A 26135-nucleotide genomic window follows, 5' to 3' on the forward strand; every position below is an offset into this window, starting at 1 on the left:
GGGGCAAAGTCATGAATCATGCTTGTGATGACTATTTGAGGGAGCTTTTACGCCGATATAGGGCAAACTTCGATATTACAGAAGATTTTACTTTGGGAAATAAGGTGTATCCTGCGTATGCAAGATTCTTTTCTCTTGGTGAAAAGTACGTCTTAAAAAAAGAAGCGAAGCTTTGGGCAATTAGGGCCTATGAGCACGTTCTTTTCATAAAAATAAAATCCATAGATGACAATTTCATAGATGAAATGCGAAGGATATTTGTAGAGCAAATGGAGCCAACTCTAGTCCTAAAAGGTGAAAAGTATCCGGAAAAAGACCATATGTGTTCCTATATGACTATAGTTGTCATTTCAGAAACCTCCCCCTCTGAAACGGTCCTTAAAAAGCTTAAGAGATTTAGTTACGACAGAGGGTATCTATTTAATCTTCGCGGTCACTGCGAAGCCAGAATAGGTCTTGCCTGTATGGATAATCAGGCTGTATTTACAAATTGCATGGGAAAAGAGCTAAAGCCGCTCTTAACCAATATATTTATTTCCCTTAAAAGGGATAAGGAGGAGAAAGTATCATGAATGCAGCATTACTTTTAATCGCAAGCATCGTTATTCTTGCTGCCGGATATGTTTTTTATGGTGGCTGGCTTGCTAAACAGTGGGGAATCGACCCAAGCAGAAAGACACCTGCCCACGAACTTGAGGATGGCATGGACTACGTACCTGCCAAAACACCTGTGGTTATGGGACATCACTTTTCATCAATCGCCGGAGCAGGCCCTATAAATGGTCCTATTCAGGCCGCAGTATTTGGCTGGGTTCCGGTTCTTTTGTGGGTTCTCATTGGAGGAATTTTCTTTGGTGGAGTTCACGATTTTGGTGCACTGTTTGCATCACTTCGCCATAAGGGCCAGTCTATCGGAGAAATCATCAACTCAACAATGGGAAAAGGAGCTAAAAAGCTCTTTCTTACCTTTGGCTATCTTACACTTCTCTTGGTTGTTGCAGCCTTTAGTTCAATCGTTGCAAGTACCTTCGGAACAACAACTGCAGCAGGTAAGGCCGTTGAAGGAGCAACTTTGGCAGCCAACGAGTCAACAGCCATGATTTCTGTTCTGTTTATTTTACTTGCTATAGTATTTGGATTTTTCGTATATCGTAAGAATGTAAATGTAGCAGTAGCTTCTGTTCTGGGATGCATCGGAATCGTCGCAATCGTAGCTCTTGGACTTAACTTCCATCCTATCGCACTTAGCTACAATGCGTGGATGTGGGTAATAGGCGTATATATCCTTGTTGCTTCCGTAACACCGGTATGGATTTTGCTCCAGCCAAGAGATTACCTTAGTTCATTCCTTCTGTACTTTATGATTGCAGCAGGTGTAATCGCTGTAATCGGTGCCGTCCTGGTTGGTAAAGGTACTTTCCAGGTACCTGCCTTCGGAGATGCAGCACTTAAGGGAACAGGCGTGTTCACAACAGGAACTGCTTTCCCTGCGCTCTTCGTTACAATCGCCTGCGGTGCTATTTCCGGATTCCACTCACTGGTTTCTTCAGGAACATCAGCTAAGCAGCTGGACAACGAAAAACATGCCCGCCCTGTAGCTTATGGTTCTATGATGATTGAATGTAGCGTAGCTGTTATTTCTCTTTGCGCGATCGGTTTCGTATGGGCTTCCGCTTCAGATGGAACCTATGCAAGCCCAACACAGGTTTTTGCCGGCGGATTATCAGCAATGATCGGAACATTTATTCCGGGTGCTGAGAATATCATGTATCAGATGCTTATCCTTGCTGTTTCAATATTCTGCCTTACTTCTCTGGATACAGCTACTCGTCTTGCAAGATATATGTTCCAGGAATTCTTTGTTGAAAAGGGTGAGACACAGAAAGACCTTACAGGTTACAAGAAAGTCCTGTCCAACCCTTACCTGGCTACAGTTATCACAGTAGTACTTGGTGTCAGCCTTGGTATGACAGGCTATACCAAGATCTGGCCATTATTTGGTGCTGCTAACCAGCTTCTTGCAGCAGTTGGCCTTCTTGCTGTATGTGTATGGCTTGGAGAAGTTGGCAAGAACAACAAGATGTTCTTTATTCCAATGACATTCATGCTTCTTGTAACTATCTGTTCTCTGGTTCAGACTATCATAGCCAAGATGACAGCCTTCCTTACAGGAGCCGCTGACTACTGGGCTCTCATTCAGTCAGTTATCGCTGTTCTCTTAGTTGCCCTGTCTTTGGTACTTGCATTTATTGCAGCCAAGACTCTCTACAATCAGCATGTTTCCAAGAAGGACGCAGACAAATCTAAAGCAGCTTAAACTTACTTCATAATTTCCCATTTAATTTAAGTGAAGCGGCTCTGCCTAATCCAGGCAGAGCCGCTTTATGTGTCATCTTATTTTATATAAAAAATCTTATGATATTTACACCATACTCACAATATGTCAAAAGCCATATCATACATTATTCTGGCATCCTTGGTATTTCTGATGTAGTTTGTCTCATCAGGTTCATATCTGACGTATTTCTCAACCTCTTCAATAAGGGCAAGATAGCATACAGCCAGCTCATACCTGATCTCAGTCTCATCAGAAAGAACTATCTTCTCATCTGCTGTTTCATTATAGATTTCAAGCTCTTTTCCCTTTGAAGAAAGTGGGCTCTTCTGACCTGGGCCAAGTGTAATAAAGTCCGCCACAGGATCACCCCAGAAACCGCGTTCAGGATCAATCCAGCAGATTTTTCCGTTGTTATATAAAACATTGCTGTCCCAAAGGTCAAAATTCACCATACGGCATAGAACTTTGCGAAGTAATTGCTCATGCTTATCAATGAGCCTTAAGAATTTCTCTCCATCCGGAGTTTCATATCCAAGTGCCTTACAATCTGTGACCAGATTGCATGCCATGGATTTAAGTGCCTCATACCAGGTATCATAGAGCCCCGATTGTATGTAACCAAACTTGTCATTTGTTATCCTGTGAATTTTGGCAAGCATTCCGATTTTCTGCTTCTGAACATTTTCATATTCCTGATCCGAGAAGTTTACAGCCCACAAAGGCTCTCCCTCCATCATCTGCATGACAAAGCAGTTACTTTTTATGATGTTCTTGGAAAAATCTGACACGTACACCTCCGGGCAGAGAATATCAGTATTCTCATGCATTTTTTTATACCAGAACACTTCAGATTCCATCATATTCTTTTCATAGGTAAGGACTGTTGCGCCCTCCGGAGGTGCAATTTTGAGAGCATAGCTAACGCGATTGTCGCAGGTAACTTTATATGCCGCATTGAATTCACCATTTCCAAGAGGATTAATGTCAGTCACAGCTCCTATTTTGTGAGTGTTGAACAACTCTCTAATTTCTTCAGGCGTTGCCTCATACTTTGTTTTACTCTTAATCATCACTAGTTCCCCTACTTATATCGCTTCATCACATTATCCAAACAGCTTTTTGGCTATCTTCTCAAGCTCTCTTCGCTCCTGAGTGTCATCATAGCTGCTCCTGTAACATATTGGTTCATAACATTTCACCTCCATGTTCAAATTGTAGAACAGTGAAAACTTATAGTGTACCTACGTAAAGTAGAGTCTCTTACTTCATTCAATAAACTCATTTGTGATTGTCATCACACTTTTGAGTGTATCAATGTCTATAAGTGCATCTCCTGTTGCCAGAGAATGATTGGCATCTGGATATACATGAAGCGGAATCTCTTTTTCCTTGGCCTTGCGATGGGCATCATCAACATTTGCTATTGGGTCCTTGTCTCCCATGAAAGCAACAATCTCACCGATGGCTTTCTCATAAGCCTCCATGACAGGTGTGTACCACACCTGCTTAATGTCCAGATTGTGCTCTGAAGCGTATGTAGTTCCAACTATAGTGCCAAAGCTCTTACCAATAAAAACCACTGTCTCATACTGGCTAAAATCAATCTCATCTAGCCTCTTCGCTGCATATTGGTAGGCCTTACCTGTCACCGCATCCATCTCATCTTTGTTGCGGTAATTAACCCCTTCAAAGAACTTGTCATAGCCAACGTTAATGATTTCGTAGCCCTTTTTCATAGCTATCGTTGAAGCGTAGTATAAAAGCGGCTTGTCCTTGGTATATCCTGTCCCTGGCAAGATAACTGCAAGCTTTTGGGAATCCATTATTGAAACCTCCATTCCAGATGCTCTTTTAAAGCTCTCCACTCATCTTCTGTAATTCCTTATTCCAACCTCTGACTGTTACTTGAATTTGGGTTCTACAAATACAACACCTTTTGCAATGCATTCATCAAGCACCTTTTTATAATACTCAGGTACCAGTTCTTGCGTTTCATCATGAGAATGGAACAGCAAAATGTGATAGCTATCAGGTGCAAACAGAGCTGCTCCGGAAGTTGGATTCATATCATTCATTTTCTTGAAGACATCATCCAACGTAAAACCACTGCCCTGTCTGATATTGTACTCAGCAAAATCAAAAGTCCAAAATGTATCTATGTCCTTATCAAGACCATTTTCTTTCCACCAGAGGTATGGGATATTGGTGTCATCAACTTTATCATAGCCGTGCTCTGCTAAGTATTTCTGGAGTAGTTCTTTGTTCTCTCCGCCTTTATCCCCATATGGAAATCGGAACGGTCTATATTTTCGCTGTACTTCGGCTTCTTTGTACAATTCATCCAGTACACTCTCGCATTTTTCAATTTCTTTTACCCCTTCATCAAAAGAAATCTCAGAAAAATGTGGATGGGTATAGCTGTGATTACCTATGACAATTCCCTTTTTCACCGCATATAAGGCCTCATCATGATACTGCTCTACATTCTGTCCCCATGCAAACAGTATTACAGGTATATGTTTTCCTTCAAGATAATCCACAATAGCAGGTGTGCACCTAACAGAAAAATCATCCATTGTAAGTAATGCTTTTATCATCGTTCAATCTTTCTCCATTCCATATACTCTCTAAGGGCTGCATCTTCGCGCTGGTAGGAACCTCGTTTTTCTTCACTTTCTTCGGCATATGTTTCTTTATCCCTGTAGCCCTATCAGACTTATTGCCACAAGAATCTGCCCTGTGTAGTATAAAATCCCATTTATAACCCTTAGGCTATTTCTTACTTTCTGTCCAAAATAGTTAATTATAAGCACCGAGTCGCTTGCAAGGAAAAGAAATATTCCAAAGAAAAACAATATGGTAAATTTTGTCATGCACTCAACTAAGGCTCCAAAGGAAATAGCTGTAAGAAGTGTTACTAAGGTCACATAAGTAATGCCAAAAATTAGCATCACCTTATCCACGGTAGTAAGCTTAAATAGAATGATTTCCAGAACTATTGCTACTGCAAGTCCCAAAGCAAGAAATAATGCATGATTTGAAACAAGTGGATATATTGCTGCAAAATAAGCTATATGCCCAGCAAGAAACACTAAGGCTCCGAGAGCAAAAAACCGTTTTTCATTTTTATCAAAAAGATATTGTAGATTTAGCAAAATATCAGCTATAAATCCAAGAGTAAGTCCCAGAATTACTAGGTTAGCAGTTCTTCCGCCACTACTGCACATAAGTCCAATAATAACAAAGAAAAGGGAAGCTATCCCTTTAAAGATAACAGCGGGAAGATACTTCTCCTTGATCTCCATTCTGACATAAATCCCCATAAATATCTCACACAATATTGCTGATAAAACAACAATTTCCAAAACTATTTCCCCCGCTTATTTTAGTTATATATAGTCTAAACGACATCTATAGAATCAACATGCTCGCTCATAGCAGGCTTAATCACAGTCCCCATAGGACCTCCCACCATAGAATTGATTATATCAACCCATTCTCCCCATGTATAGGCGGTGTTCCAAGAAAAGATGAGCACCTGTGACTGACAGATGCTCATTCAATAAATAATTATTATTTATAAAGGTATTCCCACGGAATGAATTGAAGGCCCTCGATATTAGGCTTTTCATTTGGATCAGGATAGGCCTTCATATAGTCGATGATAAGATCAAGCTTTTCTGAGGCACTTTCGCACATAACAGTAGCGTCTTTTTCCATCCCCTCTATCCTCCAGGCTTTACCGGCAAAAGAAATCTTGCAGACATATGTCATTTCTTTTGTACTAAGATCATCATTATCATACTTGCCGATTCCTATGTAGGAGATACCTGTTTTCCCGGACATATGGTCCTTGTTTGTGTTGGTGGCAACAAGCCAACCATCTCCGCAAAAGGCAACGTCCTCATCCTCTATTACTGCCTTCTTAAGCCCTTTTGCCTTGGCATATTTTTTGTAGTCAAAATCATAATCAGGGTGGAAATCAGAAGCATGCACACCATCATTTAAAGACGTTGCATCTACAGCGCCCTTTGAGGAGGACTTTTCGCCGGAATACGATTTTGCCGACTCTGTTGTACCTTCCGTAGACGATGTATTGCCTAATTCACCACCTATATAGAAATACCTTGTCTCCTTATCTGAAACCATCAGTGCAATTACAGGGCCGTAGGTTCTTTGAACATATGAGCCCATTCCCTTGGCAAAATCCTTGGCCACTACGTGCTGATCTCTATCAATAATACTGAAGGATTTCAGATCATCGGAAACCAAAGCATATCCGTAGTAATTGAAATTTGATGCATCCGCATACATAGCTATTTCGTTGAAAGAATCGTCAGCATAGCCATACTTACTTTCATCTGCATTAGCCACTAAATATCCACTCATGCCATCTGTCATGATTCGACCACAATAACCAAATTTAGACTTATCGTACTCAGGAGTTCCAAATTCTGCCAGGTTAAGACCTGAAGGGTCCTCCAATTCAAGCTTATGAACATCCATACCAAAAACAGGTGAATTATCAGGACGTACCACTTCAATGAAATAATCAGAATTGTTGGAGTTTGCCATTGCAAGATATCCATCATCCCCTGAATCCCAGGAAGATTTGATAGTTTTGATAAGTTCTCCTTTGGTGTCGTATAAATCAATAGTGCCTTCATTGGTATATATGTTATTGCACGCAATTTGGAACCCTAGCTGTATATCATCCTGGAATATATATGGGATGCTTACACCACAGGCTTCATCATAATCAGGGGCTTTTGTAATCTCTTTTAATTTGTTGCCTTCATAATCAAAAACTGCAATTGTATATACGTAATTAGCAGACTTTTCGCATATGATAGTATCTTTAAATGGTGCTACTATCTTCCAATTCTTGGTATATGAGCTTAAATCAATTTCTTTTACCGATACCGGTTCACCTTCAGTTAGGCCACAAACTTCGCATGTTTTGGGAGCATCGATAGTCGCAAAGGTCCACTGATGCTCAAGAGGCTCCCCTTCAGTCTCCCCGCAGCGTGAACAGGTCTTTGGGGCTTCACAGGTAGCTTCCACCCAGTCATGGCCCAGGGCCTCGCCTTCTGTCGCACCACATTCCTCGCAGGTGCGTGGAGTTGTGCAGGTAGCTTCAGTCCAAGAGTGTTCATGTGCAGATGCCGGAGTTTCTTCTATGGCAGCCGGTTCCCCTGAGTTTGTTGCGGTACTTCCACAAGCGGTAAAAGCCGTCATTACAATCATAGTTACAGTAAGGATAAAAAAGGATTTCTTTCTCTTTATCATGCCCATCGCCTCATATTATTACGTCAATTACCTATCGTTATATAGAGCAATTATATCATAGTAAATCATCGTTTATAATAATTTCTTCTCTCTATATCCCTCCCTATTTCCATCTCTATATTCATCTCTATATGGATATATATCTTGCACCTTATTTAAGATATCTATAGTTCTATTACATTAGATAATTATCAATCATTTTCTTGATAGTCCTATCGTTAAGCACAACATTTGTTGTTTCAAAAGTAAGCATCAGACTATCTCCCGGAAGTATTCCATTGAAGATATAGGAATTTATCTTTCTTACAGCTTTTTCGGAATATTTGGGATCATCCATTCTGCCATCGTGTTCCCAATATATTTCTTTTCCGGTTTTACGACTGAGCATTGTAAAGTCAGGATGTACCTGGCCATATCCCTTTAGATATATTGGGCATTCATATTTATATTCAATTCCCATATCAAATAAAGTATCTGCTATCAGCTTTTCTGATTTTGATCTTACTCTTTCTCCTTTTTTGGTATATATCTCAGGAGTACCTTCTTCGAATTCTTTACCGGTATAGGGAATTGATTTCCAATCGTAAACTCTTTGTTCCCAAGATACTTCATACGGACTTACATATTTTTGTTTTATAGGATGCATATTATTGTAAATATCTTCTAGCTCTTTATCATAATAATCCACGTTCAATCTTTGGATTTGATTAAGTCTTTTTTCTACAATCCTCTTCATTTTTTTATCATATTCTTTTTGAACTAGCGGTTTAATATTATCTCTTTTATCTTTTGTAATATATTGCCCTATTTTTCTACTTTTAAAGTTTTCATCTGTACAATGAAAAAACATAGGATAATTTCCAGTAGATGACACTCTTATTTTTCCCTCTGGTGCATTAGATAGACTTTCTTCTATCTTCTGTTTCATATTCTTTAATCTATTCTCCTCGAGTTCTAGCATCTGTTTTAATCCATACATATTGTTTTCTCCTCTTTTCATATTCATATTTCATGTTCATCTTATTTTTAATGATTTATGTTAATTCAGAGCTTTTCTCCAACTAACATATACATTATTAGGCATGGTTATGTTCTTTTCAGTTTTTTCTCTTTTGAACATAGTGTTTGGCAGTCTTGTTTATGTTCGCTACAAGTTTCTCTCCTGCTAACATAAATATTTGAAAGACTATTTATGTTAGCTACAGATTTTTCACTAACTAACATAATTTCAAGCTGTTTTATTTATGTTAATTCTCCATTTTATTCATACAAACATAATCTCCTAAAAAAATCATTATGTTCACTTCGGGTTTTGTTCAATAGAACATAATGCTAGGTAATTACCATTAAGTTAGCCATAGATTTTCCTCATACCAACATAATTACATACAAAGATTTATATGTTAGTGGCAAATAATCAGCTAGCTAACATAAATCCTAATAGATATGATCACCATAATGATGGTTTTAGAAATCAAACCGGTGTAATAGGCAGAATTCACCACGCAAAATCAAGTGATACCAGAGCAAAAAAGCTTAAGCAGCAGAAAATGACACTAGATTTAGTTGTACTTTGGAATACCAGCAGCAAATAGACTGTAACTTTCACTGCCTATATTTCGAATTTTCAGAATAGTGGCAGCCTGCCAGACAGGCAGACCGCCAAATGTTACACAAATACAATTGAATTGGTCAAATTCGACCAATTTCTTTCTAAACAGCTCTCACACCCGCATAGTTAAGCGGTTGTCTTTGTAAGTAACACCACCGTCTCAACATGCGGTACTACTGCAAACAATTTTAACATATAGTGAGAAAAAGGAGCAACAGGTTTTAATATGTTATAATATGCTGGTATTATTCGTATTAAACCTTATTTTCTTAAGAGTGGGTAACCTATGATCAGAAATAACGATTTTACTCTTGAATATATCGGCGACACTCCTTGTCTGCTAACACATGGTCAAAGCGTAGCAGATAGGAAGAAAAGCTTATTTCTAAATGATACCGGTGTTTTTATCTGGAATTTACTCTCCAAAGATCTGACAATTGAAGAAATCTTTGATAGTTGCTATGAACACTTTGAGATAGACGAGGCAGATCGCCCTGACGCAAAGCGTTCCATTCAAAGCTTTATGGATTCCCTTTGTTATTCAGGAATGGTTATAGATACTGATTTTTATAAAAAGCTTAAACTCAAGAAATATGTCAGCATGAATATTGCCGGTATCTGCGTAAATCTGTTCGGCAAGGAAGAAATGTTTGATGATAGCTTTATGTCTTTTGCTGATGATGAATACACTTGCTCAGCTGATAAAACCCAGAATATTTATGTCTATCATATTGCACCTGTAATACATAAATCCGGTGAACTGATCATTCGTGATAAAGAGGTATCCGTCATAAAAACATGTGATGAATATATTCTCATTTTCCCGTTATGGGAGCATGTTGACGAGCTTCATATATCACCGGACGGACAGAAGGTATCTGTTTTTGTTAAAGATACTGATAATGCCAAGGAAGAAGTATTCTGGGCTATTCGTCACGCTTTCCTTTATATGGCAAGAATCCATAACTTATTTGCCATACATTCGGTTTCCGTAGAGTATGATCACAAGGCTCTTCTCTTTTCTGCCGGATCCGGAATCGGCAAAAGTACACATGCAGCGCTTTGGAATAGGTTGTACGGCGTAAGACAGATCAACGGCGATTTGAATCTATTGGGAAAAGGTGATGATGGCAAAATATATGCGTATGGCATGCCATGGTGTGGAACTTCAGGAATCTATGATGCTAAAGACTATGAGCTTAGAGGAATAGTACTGCTTCGTCAGGATCCCAAGAATTTTGTAAGTCATTTGCAGCCGGAAGCTAAAGCTCTGGCTATTATGAACCGAATCATCTCTCCGATGTGGAATAGTGAGATGACCTTAAGCGTTATTCGCTTCGCGCAGGAAGTTAGCGCTGACTATCCTGTATGGAATTACAGCTGCAACACCTCAGATGATGCAGCTGCATTCATAAAGTCCCAAATCGATAGTCCAACAGCTTAAGTATTCAGGCGATGCTTTCCATCTCGCTGATTTCCTCATCAGATAACTTACAACAGTTGCCGTTTCTGATAGCATATACTCTATCGCATTGTTTTAATACTGAAGGTCTATGTGTAGTAATAATAGTGGTCCTTGGATATTCATCTGCCATGATATTCTTAAGGACCTCTTTTTCTGTCCATACATCAAGAGCAGAGGTTGCTTCATCCAGAAGAAGTATAGGCGACTGTCTAAGGATTGCTCTGGCAATAGACAACCTCTGGGCCTGTCCCTCTGAAAAGCCACTGCCATGCTCTCCCATTTCACTGTTTATGCCTTCAGGAAGTTTCTTGACAAAGTCCCACGCACAAGCCATTTTCAGGGCTTTGATGATTTCGTCATCCGTTGCATCCTTTTTTACATTTCTCATATTTTGAGCTATAGTTCCCGAGAACATTGTATTTCCTTGTGGAACATACGCAAAAAGACTTCTCGTTGCAGCTGTTGCATAGAGACTATCTTCAAGTTCCCCATCACCGGTCGTTATACGCACCTGTCCCTCACCGGGCCTTATTATAGCAAGAAGTAGTCTTAGCATAGTTGTCTTTCCTTCGCCTGAAGGTCCGACAAATGCAACTGTCTCATGAGGATTAGCATTAAATTCAGCCTTGGAAAAGACATTTTCTGCACCTTCGTAAGCAAATGACACGTTTCTGGCTTCTACTCCTATTCCCTTACCTGCATGCTCCTGCCCAAATCTTTCAACATCTTCAGCATTGGAATAATCATCTCTTGGAAGGTCCAGTATGCTTTTAACTCGGTCAGCTGAGTTAAACAAGCTAAGAGACGTTGGTACAAAACTGATAAGATTAGAAACTGAGCCAGTAAGAGAACTTGAAAGGCCTATAAACATGGTCATTGTTCCGTATGTGATAGCTCCGCTCCAAACCTTATATACGCCCCATGCCTGTGCAGAGTAGGATACAAGCATAGATACAAATGTCAGTATAAAAGTATTGAGCATTGATATCTTCTGGTACTTAAGCGTAGCTTCTGAATATCCTTTTTGTATTTCTTTTAGCCTGTCTATGTGATATGACAGCATATCAAAAGCTTTTATTGTCTGAATATTCGAGAAGGTCTCCTGATGAAAACCGTTCATTCTAGCGGATGCTGACATAGTTCCCATTCCGCTCTTTCTCATCATCTTCATAGAATAGCGCGAACTGATCAGTGTTATCGGGATGCTGGCAAGCGCAAAAATAGCGAATGTCCAATCGTATATGCAAACCATATATAAAGCGGATACAAATCTGAAAATATAGATTATAAGGTTTGGTACAAGTGTCAAAATTCCTGATGCAATATTGGAAGCGTCACTTCCGCATCTCATAACAAGGTCACCGGAATGATATTTAGACAGGGATTGCCAATCCGTTCGTAATATTCCTTCAAAGATCTGCGCCTTTATCTCATTATTAACCTTAAGACTGATTTTGGTGGAAAGGTAACCTGATATCTGCGAAACACAAGTATTCACTACTGTAAGTACAATCATGATTATAAATGTGCGCAAAAGTTCCCCTGTGCGATGTCCTGTGATTATATCAACCAGATCTCGTGAATTAAGGCTTGTAAAAAGACCAAGTATTATTCCGGTCATGCCAAGTAAAGTGTATATTACAATAGCGGGTATATGGTTTATTGCATATCCATATATCCACTTGAATATCAATAGCTTGTCTTTTAGCTTTCCTTCTTTAATTTTGTTGAAATAATATCTTATCTTCCCCATATCGTAAAAAAGGAGCACCACGTTCATATGTGGTGCTCCAATAAAAATCTTTAATAATTAGTTAAGAGGCTGTACATCTCTTATTTTAAGTTCAGTCATTGTACCACTTGTACCTGATTCACGAATAGAACCGCCATCAACAATAGCTTGGAAAATGAAATCTGTCCATTCGTTAGCATTAAGATGTCTATTAACATCAATACGAAAAGATGTATCAGATTCTTTTGTTATTGAAAACTCAGAACTTCCAAAGCTCTTAATTGGTACTGTTGAATCAATATAGATTCTGAATCTCTCACAAACCTCATTTAATGGATTCTGGAAGTGTACTCTGACGTCTGTATGAGATCCGCCATTGTTGTTATCGTCATTAAGCCATGCGCTGGGTGGATTCGGAACAAGAGTTCCACTTCCGCCAAAAACACCTTCAGCTGTAAATTCGAAACCAAGTTCCATTAACTGTGGTGCTTCAAAAGTCTTCATTGTATACCCCCATTAAAATGGATTTTATATCATCCATTTTCATTTTTGATAGTTAAATTATAAAATAATTATTAACAAATAACAATTAAATATCGATAATCTAACAAAATTGAAAGATTGTTATTCCTTAAGAAATTTCCTTGTCAGTCGCCTTTGTTAAAAGCGGAAAACTTAATGTCCGATAAGTTTCAGAAATCGCTTATCATTCATCTGCTCATTTGTGACATACTCCCCATCATGAAATAAAGCATAACTCGTCACAGGAGTCGGAGCATTCTGAGCTTCTTCTTTGCTTTCAATATGAATAGCATGGAATGGAATATCATTTTCTTTTGCAGTCTGCTCCAGAACTGGAACATACTTTGTATTGAACGGACACTGGCTCGTGTAATACAAAACATAGCCCCTCTCTTCTATATGAGGATGCCTTGCACATTCCTTAAATCTCGGAGCATCCGCCCCCTTATCAAATGGAAAATACCAAAGCTGGATACCATTATCAGCCTCATCAGAAACGGAGAAGCCCTTGTACTTCAAATACTTCGGATCAGCAAGGAACGGTTTTTTCTTAGCTGCACATAAAATACAAAGCCCCTTCTTACCTTTTCCTTTACTATCTTCGATGCAGGCATTAAGCAGATCCGTTGAATATCCATGCCCCTTGAAAGACCCAGACACCCACATGCAGTCAATATACATATATCCCTCTGCCTCAATCGGAATCCATGCATTTTCCGCCGGGATATATTCGATAAAGCACTTACCGCGCTCCACACTTTTCAGAAAGACAAGACCTTCATCAAATCTGTTCGCAAGCCAGGCCTTCTTTGAAGATACCTGCACATCTTTATTATTGGAAATGGCACAGCAAATATGTTCCTTTTCCAAATTATCCTTTGTTACCCTGATATAATCCATGCTCTTTCCTCTCCATTATCCTTATCAGATAAAATGCACATCGTCTCTCAGTTACATCTTTACTATAAAGAAGCTTATTCCCACGATAGATAGGTTCATCATCTCCCCTTCAGATACTCCTCAAATTCCGGTGTTCTTTTCCACACACGGTTATTTTCTTCTCTAAGACAAATCTTGGTCCTTCCTCTCCTACTTCACCGTTTGGAATAAATCCAACATTAGCCAGTATTCTCTTTGATGGCAGATTGTCCGGATCAGTTTCTGCCTCGACTCGTGATACTATGTTTTGAGACAAGGCCCATTCAGTTAAAGCCCTTACTGCCTCAGTCATATATCCATTCCCACAGTAGCCTTCCTTAAGGCCATAGCCTATTTCTACCATTCCGTCATCTGTGATTCCTTTGAAGCAGAGGTCTCCCACGATAGTATTAGGCTGTTCCTTAAGTTCCATGTTCCAGGTTGCAAACCATACTCTGTCTTCCGGGTTATCAAGGCATCCTTGGAGCATCTCTGAATATGCCTTCTGCATTTCCGGATTTTTCTCGTCATCTATAATCTTCTGCATTTCCTCATCTGATATCGGATGCAGGAGCAGCCTTTCCGTCTCTATTTTTATCATATATCTCCTTACTTGCCATCCTTTTTCCAGAAAAATGAATAATGATGTTTCTTCCTGAAGCCAAGCCTCTCATAGAATTCCATATCGGAAATCACGTAAGCCCTGGTTGCTCCAAGTTTTTTTGCTCTGCGAAACGCCTCAAAAATCAAGGCTTTTGCAATGCCCTTCCCTCTGTATGCCGGTATAGTACAGACAGGCTCAACATAAACATAATCAGTCCCTGCCATATACCAGAGCAGACAACAGGCCACCATTTCTCCCTTTTCATTTACTGCTGCAACACCTAAGTCCTTATTAAAATGCTTTCTGACTCTTGGAACAATCTCCTCTTCTCTCTCAAATTCTGCTTTATCATCACCATGATCAAATCCCTGCCAGAAAAGCCATTGCAGATCATACGCATTTTCAACAGGATCCGGACAAAAAAACTTAAGGCCATCCGGGAGTTTTGCATCAAGTGAGCGAACATCAAGACTCCTTTCCATGATGGTCTCATCCAGGTCCGAAGGTGTAAATCCAAGACTCTTTGTCATCTCTAATTCGTCCGTATTCTCATCACAGATTGCTAGTCCGAAGCCGGAATCATCCCTAAGCTCTTTGCAGGCATATTCCAGAACGTCCTTATATAAATCTTTATACTCCGGAAGTACTCCACAAAAGCCCTCGCCAAAATACATATCGTAGATAGCAGCGCCAACGATTTTGTCGTCCACAGTCCAAAGGCCAATGGAATTCTTTAAGCTCTTATCAAATTCAGGATGTTCAATCATCCATTCCAGCCTTGCCCAGTTCCAGTTAATATGCCTGTCATCGTTCTCATTTAATGCAATCAGAAAAGAGCACAAGGCCTCATAATCACTGTCAGTATAATTCTTTAAATCTATATTAGCTCTCATAATCAATATCTTCCTTATAGTTTACTCAAAAATCTGTCCGGGCAGCTTAAGCTTTTCTTTTGGCGGAAAGTTCTTATCAAACTCTTCAACATCAGCATCTTCAACATAGTAGCCCTTTGGAGTCTGGTACACACCGGTGATCCCATCAAGATATCCAGGAATCAGCTCCTTGCCATATCCTTTTCTTTTAAGCTCAGGAGCAATGCCGATCGGTCCCATTGTATCATCTCCTATACTGCTCCATACCAGATATCAGTACATTCATAGATATCTCGAAGCTTTCATCAATAGAAATCGGATTGCCAAAAGAATTATGGATCTGTAACATGATAAATCCTTCAAGAAAAGCTCTGTAAGTTCTAAGCAAATGATTTGCCATCTCTCTATCTATACCAAGACTATCTGTTTGTTCAAAAAAGAATGAATACAAGCCCTCTGTAGCTTCAAGTAAAGTTTCATCAGAGTATTTGTTATACCAAAGCATCGCCTCAAATACACCCGGATTCTCCATAGAAAATCTGTAAAATGCTATGGCACATTTTTTGAGTTTTTCTTTTGGACTGGTTGAATCAATTCCTGCAACTATCTCATCCGAAACCTTCTTCCAACCATAGATCATAAGCTTATAGTGCAAATCATCTATTGACTTTACATGATTATAGAGAGACGGTTTTCTGATTCCTAAATATTCAGAAAGCGTTGTGACGCTCAAATATGATAACCCCTTTTCATTTGCTAATGTAGCAGCTTTTTCTATTATTTCTTCCTTAGATAATCCTGTTCTTGGCATATTTACTTCCATTCCTCACAAGCTAACATTGTTAGTCTTATTATACTAACACTGTTAGTTTTGTCAATAATAATTTCAGTACGACCACTTTACCAAACATTTTTTAATAATAGAAAAAGGACAGGTTCCTCTATATCAATTCTTTATAAATATTTGAACAACATGATTGGAATAGCCCATAAGATCAGGCCTTTCCCTGTGCCCTATTGTTTATAGCTGCCTGCCAACTATGCCCATTCCCACATTTCCACCATACTTTTAAATGACTCCCTAAAGATATTTCTTTAGGGTCTATTTCAGGGTTTTTGTCATAATCCCACTCATTTGCCAATATGTTATTATCCGTTATGTACGATTTCTTTCTCATTTTCCCTCCAATGAGTAAAAATCCCTTTTACGAATAGCAATCGTAAATTGCCAGAATTACTTTAACTTATAAATATCACACATATTTCCAATGATATCCGCCACAAGTTTTGGACTGATTTCTTGCAGCATGAGAGATTGTCACAGCTTTCTTATTAACCGCTTCAGCAGCTAATCTCGGAGAATCATACACCTCTCCAGTTTCAATGCACATAACCTTCTTTGCCTTTGCTAGATAAGAGCATTCTGGGCATCCTGTTTTTCGTTTGCCTGTTCTATCGCTGATCCAAGCCTCATATCTATGCCCTTTAGGGCAAATCCAACTTACTTTATAATTTGCTCCATAAGAAATGCTATCTGGAGCCATTCCTTCATTTTGGGAGTAATCCCATTCTTTGGCAATCTCAGGAAATTTATCCTTTAGCGTGAGTTTTTTACTGATTGTATTAGTGGCCCTAGTAGACTGCATTTTCTTTGAATAACCGCAGACTGGACATCCGACTCCACGAACTCTGAGATCAATTCTCGTTTGCCACTCATTCCCGCAGTCCTTACACCTCCACCATACTTTCTTCGTGCTTCTTCTCAACACTTTATGAGGTGTAAGCTGCCCATTTTTTTCATAATTCCATTCCTCAATAAGTTCAGGATTTGACACAGACAAATCATTCACATAAGGAACAAGCTTATGGTAATTACATACGGGGCACTTTATTGTCTTTATCTGACTGGACACAGTTTTCTTCCAAGAATGACCCTTATCACATTTCCACCAAACACTCTTAGTGCTACCAGAACGCAAACTTGTAGGCTCGACTTTATTTTTTTCAAAATCCCACATATCCCTAAGCTCTGGAAAAGAAGTAAGGAAATCATTGTATCCTTCAAGTGTAGCTGTTCCATGGCATACAGGACACCTTGTCTTATTAACAGTTCTATTAGCCACACCCGTCTGGTATGAATGTCCTTTAGGGCAAATCCACCATACTCTCTTCTGAGTTCCCGCCTTAACTTTGCTTGGAACTAAAGGGCTATTGCGTTCATAATCCCATTCTTTTGCAATTTCTGGAGCTACAGTTTCTAAATCATTAAATCCAGTTAATAATTTATGACCAGTGCAGACAGAGCAACCATATCCATACGGAAGCTTGTTAGCGGGAGTTGATTTATAACTATGCCCCAACTTACATTTCCACCAATACTTAACGTTTGAGTTGGCGTTGACCATGTCTGCCGTTAATCCATGGTTTTTTTCAACATCCCATTCCCACACAGCATCAGGATATAAAGCAGCAATGGACTTATCTTTAAGAACAGTAATGTATAAAGACATTATTGATGCCCTATCCCTATCAACATCGATATCTATCTGTTGATCTGTGATTTTGGATAATAATTCCCTAATACACTTATTTAGCCCTTCATCTGTTAATTCTTCTCTTTGAATAAACAAATCACAATCATCATAAGACTCTTGAATAGCTTCAGAAACTCTTATCAGTCTTATTCCGTTCATACTGCAAATATCATACTTTTCTTTAGCCTTCTTTTTGGCATATTCAGTGGAATGCCAGTAGATGCCATCATATTCCACACCAGTTTTCAGCTCTGGAATATACAAATCCAATTCCATCTTCTTAGATAAAAAAATATCCTTATAACTGTTAACTGTGTTAGTAAAAACCTTGGAAAGATAAAAATACATAGCCTGCTCTGGAAAAGAAGTGCTTTTATGCCGTGAGCAAATAGGGCACCCACTGCTATTATTTGCTCTATTACTCACGGTTGCCTGCCAACTATTGCCACAAGTAGCGCAAATCCACCATGCTTTATAATCAGAGCCGTAGGTTATTCCCTCTGGTACTACATCTTTATTTTTGGAATAATCCCATTCTTTTATCAAATCCGGTCGTTTAGTTTTTAAGTCATTGACTCCTGGCTTAAGCCAAGTATCTAAAAAACTTTTAATTCTCTTCTGCTTTGCACAAACTGGGCATCCTCTTCTTTCTACTCCTGCCCTATCATTAACCATCGCTTTCCATTTATTTCCACAAGTACTACAAATCCAAGCAACCTTTTTATTACTACCTACCGTCACTTGTTCTGGGGCCAACTCATTCTCTTCATAATCCCATTCTTTTACCAATTCTGGTTCTTTTGTTTTGAGATCATTAAATCCAGCTAATACCCGTTTCCCAGAACAGTAAGCACACCCTTGCCCTCTACCAGTCCTATGGTCAATTGAACACTCATACGAATGGCCAACAGGGCATATCCACCACACCTTTTTATTTGAATGTGGAGCATATTCTTCAGGAGCTTTTTCATTCTTTTTATAATCCCATTCTTTAGCGATTTCTGGGAATTCAGATAGTAGATTCTTTTCCATATTTCAATCTCTGCTCAATAAACAATCACTTTAACTTTTTACAAGCTTTACATCCTCTGCCACTACTTCTATGGTTGAGAGTATCTTCCCACTCATTACCGCATCTTTTACAGAGCCAAAAAACCTTCTTTGATTGACCACGTGTTACTTCTGTTGGCTTTAGGCTATTCTTTGCCGGATGCCAATCTGCTGCTAAATCCGGATCAGTAGTCGCAAGATCATTTATTCCAGGAACAACAACTCTATTAGCACAGCAAGGACAGCCTTTTCCATTTGCTCTATTATAAACTTGAGCATCCCATCTATACGTACATTTATGGCATACCCAGGACACGCTATCATGACATCCCACTCCAATTGTAGTAGGATCAATACCTTTATTGTTCTTATAGTCCCAATCTAGCATTAGTTCTGGACGTACAGTAGGCAGATCATTGAATCCACGGAGAATAACTTTTCCAGAGCAAAAAGGGCAACCATTTTTGTAGTCTTTTGTGCGATTACATATTGCTGTCTCCCACCGATATCCACACACATGACAACGCCAGGTAACCACCTCTCCACTACCATTTGTATAATACTCCGGACCATGTTCATTTAATTGATAATCCCAATCAAGTAAGCATATTTCTTTATCTATGCTTTTCCGCTTTGCTAAAATATTCTGCTTTCTTGTTTTCATCCTGACCGGATTTGCGCATTCATTACATCCATGTCCCTTAGATCTGTTAGCTATCGGAGCTCTCCACTCATTCCCACATTTCGAGCATAGCCACCATACCTCTTCTGGACTTCCCGGAGTAAATAAATCCGGAGTCAACTTTCCATTTTTTGTTGGATGCCATTCTTTTGCAACTTCAGGATAAAGATAATCCAGCGAATCCTCCAGCCGTAGGGTCTTGTATTCCAAAATTTCAGCCTTGTCTTTATCAATATCTACTACTGGTAATCTAGCTCCTCCCATAGTCAAAAACTTAAGGTATTCAGTTATATACATGTTCAATAGCTTATTATCACATTTTCTGGGAATATACCAAGTTCTATCAGAAGTATCAGTAAATCCTTTAAAATCTCCCTCTTTAATACGAAATAGGCGAATATTGTGTTCCTTGCAAATTCTGTATTTTCTTTCCTCTCTTGCCAGTACATCTTTGTCTTTCTTGTCATGCCAAAAGATGCCATCGTATTCAATTCCTGTATTGATAGATGGAATGAAAATGTCTAATTCCATCTGATTATCAAATATAGATTTGTAGCTGTTCATTGCATCCGGATATACCTTCCTAGTATAGAAGAAAAAACACTGTTCCGGAAAAGATGTAGCCAGCCCCCGTGTACAAGTTCTACAGCCTTGTCCGGCTACTCGAAGGTAGATAGCCTTAGTGTAGTGATGGCCTTTGGGGCAAATCCAATTAACACGTTTATTAGATTGTAATACAACAGTAGATGGATCAATTGTATTTGTGTCAAAATCCCACTCAGACATCAAGTCAGGTCGTTGTGACTTCAGGTCATTATATCCAGGCCACGCTTTCTTATTTGCACAGTATGGGCAGTTAGAGCCTCTTCCAACTCGATGACATATATCCGCATCCCAATTATGCCCTTTAGCACAAATCCAATTGGCTTTTTTTCCGCTTCCCAGCGTCAGCTTATTAGGATCGAGTCCTCTTTTTTCATTTTCTTCCCAATTCCATTCTTTCATGAGACGATCAATGGAACTGACGCATTCTTTATATCTATTCATTATTTCTTGTCCCACACATATATCTTTTCTTATAATTTTACTACAAATATATGGGTTATAATCCGGACACGACCAAATAAAAAAACTGCAGGCAAAACCTACAGTTTTCTATCTCATTATCTGTCCGCCAATATCTACCATTTTCATCCTAACCTCTCGGCGGACTTCAATCCTACATCTTGGCGTACATATTCAAATTCTATCTTATCAGCGTACAGCAGAAGCGTCCGCAGATATGTATTTTTCCATATCCCCTTAGCTTCATCGTCCGCCAAAAGTACATAATTTTTGCTTCGATTTTAGTCGATCAATTTCCTTCTAAACAGCCCTCAAACCCGCATGGTTAAGCAGTTGTCTTAGTGAGCAACACGACCGTCTCAACATGGTTTGTCCATGGGAACTGATCTACAGCAACGGCTCTGGTCATAACGTAGCCATTGTCCTGAAGGATTTCCAGGTCACGCGCAAGACTGGTAGGCTTACAGGATACGTATATCATGTACTTAACGCCATAGCCGATAATCTTCTGGAGAGCCTTGGGATTGATGCCGTCACGTGGAGGATCAAGGATGATCATATCCGGCTTGTCCTCGATTTCATCAAGAACCTTGAGGACGTCGCCTGCGATGAATTCGCAGTTATCAAGCATGTTGAGCTTGGCATTTTCCTTGGCTGCCTCAACTGCTTCCTCTACGATCTCAACACCTATGACTTTATTGGCAACAGGAGCAAGGAGCTGAGAAATAGTGCCTGTTCCTGAGTAAAGGTCGTAGATAATGCCGTCCTTACTGATCTTCTTCTGGTCATAGAGGCTCTTAATGTAGCCACGAACTGTCTGATAAAGTACCTCTGCACTAAGGCTGTTGGTCTGGAAGAATGAGAATGGAGTAATTCTAAACTTAAGGCCCAGCAAATGCTCGTAAAAGAAATCCTGACCATATAAAATCTCTGTGCCCTCATCAATTACCGCATCTGCAAGAGAATCATTTTTGGTATGAAGAATACCTGTGATTCTGCCATCAAGGGACAATGATAAAAGAGTATCCTTAAAGCCGGTCAGATCGTGTTCTTCCTGAGTTGTAGTGATAAGGTCAACCAGGATATCTCCTGTCCTTACAGCCTTCCTAACAAGAAGGTGTCTTAGATACCCCTTCTGCTTCATTCTATGGTAAAAAGATATCTCGCCATTAGCATACATAGGTGAGAAATAATCCAGAGTTGCTGACAAAATAGCCCTGTAATCATCATCTACAATTCTGCATCCGCTGACTGTAACAATGTCGTAAAAGCTGCCCTTCTTATGCATTCCAAGGCACAATGGGCCGCCCATAACTTCATCTCCAAAAGAGAATTCCATTTTATTTCTGTACGCAAACTTAACAGGGCTGGTCTTGATTCCCTCCCAGGTAAAGCGCTCTGTCTGTCTGTCCATGGCAGGTTTAAGAAGAGATCTTACCTGCTGCTCTTTAAGTCCAAGCTCCTTTACATATGGCATAGTAAGATAGCTACAGCCACCGCACTTACCAAAATGAATGCATGGACTTTCTACAGAATCGGAAGGTTCTTCTATTACTTCTACAAGTCTTCCTTCTGCTCTGTCTTTTCTGACTTTCTGAATCTGAACAGAAACCTTCTGATCAGGAAGGACGCCCTTAACAACAACCTTTCCTTCAGCGGTCTCAACTATTCCTTTATTAGGGAAATCTACCCTTTTTACAATTCCTTCTACTATTTCTTTCTTTTTCAATTTTGCTCTATCTTTCTATTCTTCTCTGAATCTAGTTGGTCATTACCATTATTCATATCCATACTTCTGTACAGATTAAGAGCCAAGCTTCAGATATTATCCCTTATCCCCCACTTGGCTCTGAATTATCATTTTACAATGTTGTCCGAGTTTATCACTCTTTGATGAAGTCCTCATCATCGAAATCATCATCGAAATCATCGAAGTCATCATCATAATAATCATCTTCAAATGCAGGTGTCATATAGCGATAAACCAAAAATGAGATGATTGCTACTGCTGAGCAAGCGCCGAGCACAGCCAGTGTCCAAAGGATCACGTTGGAAGGCTTTTTAGCGTTAGCGGCTTCTCTCTTGTCAAGTAACTCGTTGATACGTGTCATTTCAATAATGTCATTGATCTTTGATTGTACTTCCATAGTAACCCCTTTCTCATAAAGAAAATTTCATATTTATAGTATATCACACCTTCTTTAGCTTGGCGAAAGCTGCATACATTATTTTCTGTCCGCAATCGTCAAACTCAACAGTTACCTTGTAATCTCTTGGTCCCTCTTCCAAAGAAGTAACCGTACCGACACCATATTTGATGTGTGATACTCTATCCCCAGTCTCGTACTCAGGTTTCTGAGTCTTCATAGGCATTCCCTTGGACAAGCCCGCGAGACTTCCCTTGGTGTGAGTAGCTGCTGCCCCTGAAATATAAGGCTTATCCTTGGGCTGAGCACGCTTAATTGTTGTAGTCTTAGGAGATGCCTTGAGCTTGTAGGTGCTTGAAAGACCAGACTTTGGAAGTCCGCTTCCTGTGCTCTGGCTGGCTGCCTTCTCGTTAGCAGCTCTTATCCCCTTAGCATACGCTGGTTTTATTCCTGAATATCCACCATCATTACCATTTCCTGAATATCCTGATTTCTTCCCAGACTTACCATATCCACCAAAATAATCTCCATCAGAATATTCATCCGAATAGGTATTATATTTCTTGTTATAACCACTTCCATAGGCAGAACTATTGCTTGAGTAACTATCCTCTACTCCCTCGTACTCGTCAATGGAATCGCCGTCATCAAAAAGAAATGCCGGCTTATCGGCTCCTGCCTTCTTATCAAGGAGATTCGCCGGAATCTCATTAACGAAGCGGCTAAGCTGATTGTACATGGTCTCGCCCCTTACCATTCTGCGTCTTGCGGCGCAAAGGGTAAGATACTTCTTGGCACGGGTAATTCCAACGTAGGCAAGACGTCTTTCTTCCTCGATTCCCTCAGGATCAGAATCCTCTGTTTGAAGAGTCATGTAGCTTGGGAAAACTCCCTCTTCCATTCCGGCAAGATATACATGCTCAAACTCCAGTCCCTTGGCGCTGTGAAGAGTCATGAGAAGAACCTTCTCGTTATCCTCACCGATCTTGTCTATATCAGCAACCAGCGCAACCTCTTCAAGGAAGCCTGAAAGTGTTGGCTGTTCTACCTCTTCATTTTCCTCATAGGATGCAATCTTGGAAATAAGCTCGTCCACGTTCTGGGCTCTGTCATTATCTCCGCTGTCATCATCCTCATCAAGGGTTCTGAGATACTCCATATATCCCACAGTATCAATTACATCCTTGAGAAGTTCCTCAAGGGAATAAGTCTTCATTTTGGTTCTGAAGGCCCTGATCATTGATACAAAGTCCTTGAGCTTGGAAGCACTTCTTGAAACTGCCATAATCTGATCAGCTTCGCAAAGAGCATCATAGAAACTGATTTTTCTCTCATCAGCGTAGTTCTGGACATAATCAATTGTAGTAGCACCAATACCACGCTTAGGCACATTGATGATTCTTTTAACTGCAATGTCATCTGAGCCGTTATCAATGGTCTTAAGGTATGCCAAAAGATCTTTAATCTCGCGTCTTGAATAGAAGTTCGTACCACCTACGATGTCATAGGGAATACCCTCATGGACAAAACGCTCTTCTATAAGTCGTGACTGGGCATTGGTTCTATAGAGTACTGCACAATCATCATAAGAAAGCTTGCCGTTTCTCTTAAGCTTGCCAATATCACTTGCTATAAACTCAGCCTCGTCATAAGCTGTATCAAACTGACGAAGGTGAACAGTCTCGCCGTTCTTTTCATCAGTCCAAAGAGCTTTATCCTTACGGCCAAAGTTGTGATGAATAACAGCATTGGCTGCGTCAAGAATCTGCTGAGTTGATCTGTAGTTCTGCTCCAGCTTTATAACTGTAGCATCAGGATATACCTTCTCGAAATCAAGGATATTCCTGATGTTGGCACCTCTGAATCTATAGATACTCTGATCATCATCACCTACAACGCAAAGGTTGCGATACTTATCCGCAAGGAGCCTTATAAGCTCAAACTGAGCATTATTGGTATCCTGATACTCATCCACCATGATGTAGCGGAATCTCTCCTGATAGGAATCAAGGACCTCAGGATTAGTCTTAAAAAGTTCAACGGTCTTCATGATAAGATCATCGAAATCCATGGCGTTGTTCTTTTTGAGAGCTGCCTGATATTCCTGATATGCCTTGGAAATCTTGAGCTTTATAAAGTCGTTCTGAGTAGCCAGTGCGTACTCTTCAGGCGAAACCAGATTATCCTTGCACTTGGAGATGCTGCCCATGATGTTTCTGACCTTGAGCTGAGTCGTCTCAAGCTGAAACTTCTTGCAGATATCCTTCATAAGGGTTTTGGAATCATCAGTATCATAGATTGTAAAATTGTTGCTGTATCCAAGCTTATCCGCATATCTTCTAAGGATACGAACGCAACTGGAATGGAAAGTAGAAACCCAGATGCTCTCTGCACCAAATCCAACAATCTTATCAACCCTTTCTCGCATCTCACCTGCCGCCTTGTTGGTGAAGGTGATCGCCATGATGTTCCAGGGATTAACATTGCATTCATCTATAAGGTAAGCCACTCTGTGAGTCAGCACCCTTGTTTTACCTGAGCCGGCTCCGGCCAATATCAAGACAGGTCCGTCTGTCTGAAGCACAGCCTTTTTCTGCTGCGCGTTGAGTGTATCATAAATTCCCATATAAAAAATCCTTTGTATTACTTCTTTTCTTTCTTGTCCTTACCAGTGGCCTTTGCCTTACCCTTCGCTTCCTCTTTTTCCAAAACTACATTATCAAGGATTTTCTCAATAAGAAGCTTTTTAACATAGACATCGTAGGAAAGCTCCACGATAAAAGAGAACATCTGCATGCGCTTTTTCTCTTCATCGGTAAGTTTCTCATCTCCAAAGGTCTCAAGGCTCCTTGCGTATTTCTTTTTAAGGTCCTCAATTACAGGATCAAGAGCCTCGCTCTGAAGCTCATAGGCAGTGTTGTAAATCTTACTGAGGCTCAGTTCATCATCACTGACATGAAATCTAGCCTTAAGGGGCTCGATAAGAGTCTGAATGTCATTGATGGACAGAATATTCTTAAGATAATAAATAAATATCAAAAGAATCAGATGGTCCTTGGAGTACTTCTTCCTGACAGGAGGAGGAAGAAGGTCATTTTTGGCATAGTTATTGATCATGGTCTTAGTAAGGATCTTGTCTTCTCCCGGATGACGAGTGGTCTTTTTAAGCCTCTCATCCATGAAGGTTGTGAGCTGATCCATATAAAGATCAATGTTTGGCATCTCATCTAAAGAGATTGTATCAATCCTTCCAAGTGACGCTATTATGCTGTTAATCAGATCGTCATTATCGATTGTCATCTCGT

General features: G+C 39.8%; 23 protein-coding genes. 3 read left to right on the top strand and 20 right to left on the bottom strand.

The annotated features are described in order from the left end of the window. Positions 1-92 precede the first annotated feature (92 nt). Together G613_RS0102660 and G613_RS0102665 are read left to right on the top strand one after the other, a co-directional pair. A complete protein-coding gene (locus G613_RS0102660; protein ID WP_155828017.1) occupies positions 93-572 on the top strand; it encodes a hypothetical protein in 480 nt (159 codons plus the stop codon). After that, a complete protein-coding gene (locus G613_RS0102665; protein WP_029231181.1) occupies positions 569-2317 on the top strand; it encodes a carbon starvation CstA family protein in 1749 nt (582 codons plus the stop codon). The genes G613_RS0102660 and G613_RS0102665 overlap by 4 nt, the downstream gene beginning before the upstream one ends. 116 nt (positions 2318-2433) lie before the next feature. On the opposite strand, the gene G613_RS0102670 is transcribed toward G613_RS0102665, so the two are convergent. From G613_RS0102670 to G613_RS0102695, 6 genes are all read right to left on the bottom strand, one after another. Further along, on the bottom strand, positions 2434-3408 hold the full coding sequence (locus tag G613_RS0102670; RefSeq protein ID WP_029231182.1) for a phosphotransferase family protein: 975 nt from the start codon (positions 3406-3408) through the stop codon (positions 2434-2436). A gap of 195 nt (positions 3409-3603) precedes the next feature. Continuing rightward, complete coding sequence (locus G613_RS0102675; protein ID WP_029231183.1) at positions 3604-4161, bottom strand: dienelactone hydrolase family protein; 558 nt, start codon at positions 4159-4161, stop codon at positions 3604-3606. Positions 4162-4239: 78 nt separating this feature from the next. Next, entirely contained in the window at positions 4240-4935 is a 696-nt protein-coding gene (locus tag G613_RS0102680; protein ID WP_029231184.1) for a polysaccharide deacetylase family protein, read from the bottom strand. Positions 4936-5031: 96 nt separating this feature from the next. Next, positions 5032-5703 carry a lysoplasmalogenase family protein gene (locus G613_RS0102685; RefSeq protein WP_029231185.1) on the bottom strand — a complete coding sequence of 224 codons (672 nt, stop codon included), beginning with the start codon at positions 5701-5703 and terminating at the stop codon, positions 5032-5034. Between the two features lie 208 nt (positions 5704-5911). Beyond that, on the bottom strand, positions 5912-7627 hold the full coding sequence (locus G613_RS18365; protein ID WP_029231186.1) for a hypothetical protein: 1716 nt from the start codon (positions 7625-7627) through the stop codon (positions 5912-5914). Positions 7628-7802: 175 nt separating this feature from the next. Further along, positions 7803-8606, bottom strand: coding sequence for a hypothetical protein (locus G613_RS0102695; protein WP_029231187.1), 804 nt, complete (start codon positions 8604-8606; stop codon positions 7803-7805). Between the two features lie 919 nt (positions 8607-9525). Here G613_RS0102695 and G613_RS18370 point away from each other — a divergent pair. After that, on the top strand, positions 9526-10683 hold the full coding sequence (locus G613_RS18370) for a PqqD family protein (RefSeq protein WP_029231189.1): 1158 nt from the start codon (positions 9526-9528) through the stop codon (positions 10681-10683). A gap of 4 nt (positions 10684-10687) precedes the next feature. Here the strand turns inward: G613_RS18370 and G613_RS0102710 are convergent, their stop codons facing one another. The 14 genes from G613_RS0102710 to G613_RS0102775 form a co-directional block, all read right to left on the bottom strand. Next, on the bottom strand, positions 10688-12484 hold the full coding sequence (locus G613_RS0102710) for an ABC transporter ATP-binding protein (RefSeq protein WP_242826119.1): 1797 nt from the start codon (positions 12482-12484) through the stop codon (positions 10688-10690). Between the two features lie 30 nt (positions 12485-12514). Next, positions 12515-12940, bottom strand: coding sequence for a hypothetical protein (locus tag G613_RS0102715; protein ID WP_029231191.1), 426 nt, complete (start codon positions 12938-12940; stop codon positions 12515-12517). 171 nt (positions 12941-13111) lie between these two features. Next, on the bottom strand, positions 13112-13858 hold the full coding sequence (locus G613_RS0102720) for an N-acetyltransferase (RefSeq protein ID WP_029231192.1): 747 nt from the start codon (positions 13856-13858) through the stop codon (positions 13112-13114). Positions 13859-13967: 109 nt separating this feature from the next. Then, positions 13968-14477: a GNAT family N-acetyltransferase gene (locus G613_RS17800; protein WP_029231193.1), complete on the bottom strand. Its 510-nt coding sequence runs from the start codon at positions 14475-14477 to the stop codon at positions 13968-13970. Between the two features lie 8 nt (positions 14478-14485). Beyond that, the gene (locus tag G613_RS0102730; RefSeq protein WP_029231194.1) at positions 14486-15373 is read right to left on the bottom strand and encodes a GNAT family N-acetyltransferase; all 888 of its coding nucleotides are present in this window, start codon (positions 15371-15373) and stop codon (positions 14486-14488) included. A 21-nt stretch (positions 15374-15394) separates the two neighbouring features. Beyond that, positions 15395-15592, bottom strand: coding sequence for a hypothetical protein (locus tag G613_RS0102735; RefSeq protein ID WP_029231195.1), 198 nt, complete (start codon positions 15590-15592; stop codon positions 15395-15397). A 4-nt stretch (positions 15593-15596) separates the two neighbouring features. Further along, entirely contained in the window at positions 15597-16163 is a 567-nt protein-coding gene (locus G613_RS0102740) for a TetR/AcrR family transcriptional regulator (RefSeq protein ID WP_029231196.1), read from the bottom strand. Positions 16164-16347: 184 nt separating this feature from the next. Continuing rightward, positions 16348-16530, bottom strand: coding sequence for a zinc-ribbon domain-containing protein (locus G613_RS17805; RefSeq protein ID WP_029231197.1), 183 nt, complete (start codon positions 16528-16530; stop codon positions 16348-16350). Positions 16531-16605: 75 nt separating this feature from the next. Next, positions 16606-18918, bottom strand: a complete 2313-nt coding sequence (locus G613_RS0102750) for a zinc-ribbon domain-containing protein (protein WP_029231198.1) — start codon at positions 18916-18918, stop codon at positions 16606-16608. Positions 18919-18943: 25 nt separating this feature from the next. After that, complete coding sequence (locus G613_RS0102755; protein ID WP_029231199.1) at positions 18944-20665, bottom strand: zinc-ribbon domain-containing protein; 1722 nt, start codon at positions 20663-20665, stop codon at positions 18944-18946. A gap of 343 nt (positions 20666-21008) precedes the next feature. Then, entirely contained in the window at positions 21009-22412 is a 1404-nt protein-coding gene (gene rlmD / locus G613_RS0102760; RefSeq protein WP_029231200.1) for a 23S rRNA (uracil(1939)-C(5))-methyltransferase RlmD, read from the bottom strand. 154 nt (positions 22413-22566) lie between these two features. Beyond that, complete coding sequence (locus G613_RS0102765) at positions 22567-22830, bottom strand: hypothetical protein (RefSeq protein ID WP_029231201.1); 264 nt, start codon at positions 22828-22830, stop codon at positions 22567-22569. A gap of 43 nt (positions 22831-22873) precedes the next feature. Next, entirely contained in the window at positions 22874-25456 is a 2583-nt protein-coding gene (locus G613_RS0102770) for an ATP-dependent helicase (RefSeq protein WP_029231202.1), read from the bottom strand. Between the two features lie 17 nt (positions 25457-25473). Next, positions 25474-26130, bottom strand: a complete 657-nt coding sequence (locus G613_RS0102775; RefSeq protein WP_029231203.1) for a DUF1836 domain-containing protein — start codon at positions 26128-26130, stop codon at positions 25474-25476. Between the last annotated feature and the right edge of the window lie 5 nt (positions 26131-26135).

The organism is Butyrivibrio sp. VCB2006 (assembly GCF_000420945.1).
Taxonomy (GTDB): domain Bacteria; phylum Bacillota; class Clostridia; order Lachnospirales; family Lachnospiraceae; genus Butyrivibrio.

Coding starts and splice junctions, on each gene's coding strand:
- G613_RS0102765 (WP_029231201.1), bottom strand. CDS start 22,830: ATGGAAGTACAATCAAAGATCAATGACATTATTGAAATGACACGTATC.
- G613_RS0102695 (WP_029231187.1), bottom strand. CDS start 8,606: ATGTATGGATTAAAACAGATGCTAGAACTCGAGGAGAATAGATTAAAG.
- G613_RS18370 (WP_029231189.1), top strand. CDS start 9,526: ATGATCAGAAATAACGATTTTACTCTTGAATATATCGGCGACACTCCT.
- G613_RS0102720 (WP_029231192.1), bottom strand. CDS start 13,858: ATGGATTATATCAGGGTAACAAAGGATAATTTGGAAAAGGAACATATT.
- G613_RS0102675 (WP_029231183.1), bottom strand. CDS start 4,161: ATGGATTCCCAAAAGCTTGCAGTTATCTTGCCAGGGACAGGATATACC.
- G613_RS0102750 (WP_029231198.1), bottom strand. CDS start 18,918: ATGGAAAAGAATCTACTATCTGAATTCCCAGAAATCGCTAAAGAATGG.
- G613_RS0102735 (WP_029231195.1), bottom strand. CDS start 15,592: ATGGGACCGATCGGCATTGCTCCTGAGCTTAAAAGAAAAGGATATGGC.
- G613_RS0102740 (WP_029231196.1), bottom strand. CDS start 16,163: ATGCCAAGAACAGGATTATCTAAGGAAGAAATAATAGAAAAAGCTGCT.
- G613_RS18365 (WP_029231186.1), bottom strand. CDS start 7,627: ATGATAAAGAGAAAGAAATCCTTTTTTATCCTTACTGTAACTATGATT.
- G613_RS0102710 (WP_242826119.1), bottom strand. CDS start 12,484: ATGAACGTGGTGCTCCTTTTTTACGATATGGGGAAGATAAGATATTAT.
- G613_RS0102770 (WP_029231202.1), bottom strand. CDS start 25,456: ATGGGAATTTATGATACACTCAACGCGCAGCAGAAAAAGGCTGTGCTT.
- G613_RS17805 (WP_029231197.1), bottom strand. CDS start 16,530: ATGAGAAAGAAATCGTACATAACGGATAATAACATATTGGCAAATGAG.
- G613_RS0102755 (WP_029231199.1), bottom strand. CDS start 20,665: ATGAATAGATATAAAGAATGCGTCAGTTCCATTGATCGTCTCATGAAA.
- G613_RS0102715 (WP_029231191.1), bottom strand. CDS start 12,940: ATGAAGACTTTTGAAGCACCACAGTTAATGGAACTTGGTTTCGAATTT.
- G613_RS0102680 (WP_029231184.1), bottom strand. CDS start 4,935: ATGATAAAAGCATTACTTACAATGGATGATTTTTCTGTTAGGTGCACA.
- G613_RS0102775 (WP_029231203.1), bottom strand. CDS start 26,130: ATGACAATCGATAATGACGATCTGATTAACAGCATAATAGCGTCACTT.
- G613_RS17800 (WP_029231193.1), bottom strand. CDS start 14,477: ATGATAAAAATAGAGACGGAAAGGCTGCTCCTGCATCCGATATCAGAT.
- G613_RS0102670 (WP_029231182.1), bottom strand. CDS start 3,408: ATGATTAAGAGTAAAACAAAGTATGAGGCAACGCCTGAAGAAATTAGA.
- G613_RS0102730 (WP_029231194.1), bottom strand. CDS start 15,373: ATGAGAGCTAATATAGATTTAAAGAATTATACTGACAGTGATTATGAG.
- G613_RS0102665 (WP_029231181.1), top strand. CDS start 569: ATGAATGCAGCATTACTTTTAATCGCAAGCATCGTTATTCTTGCTGCC.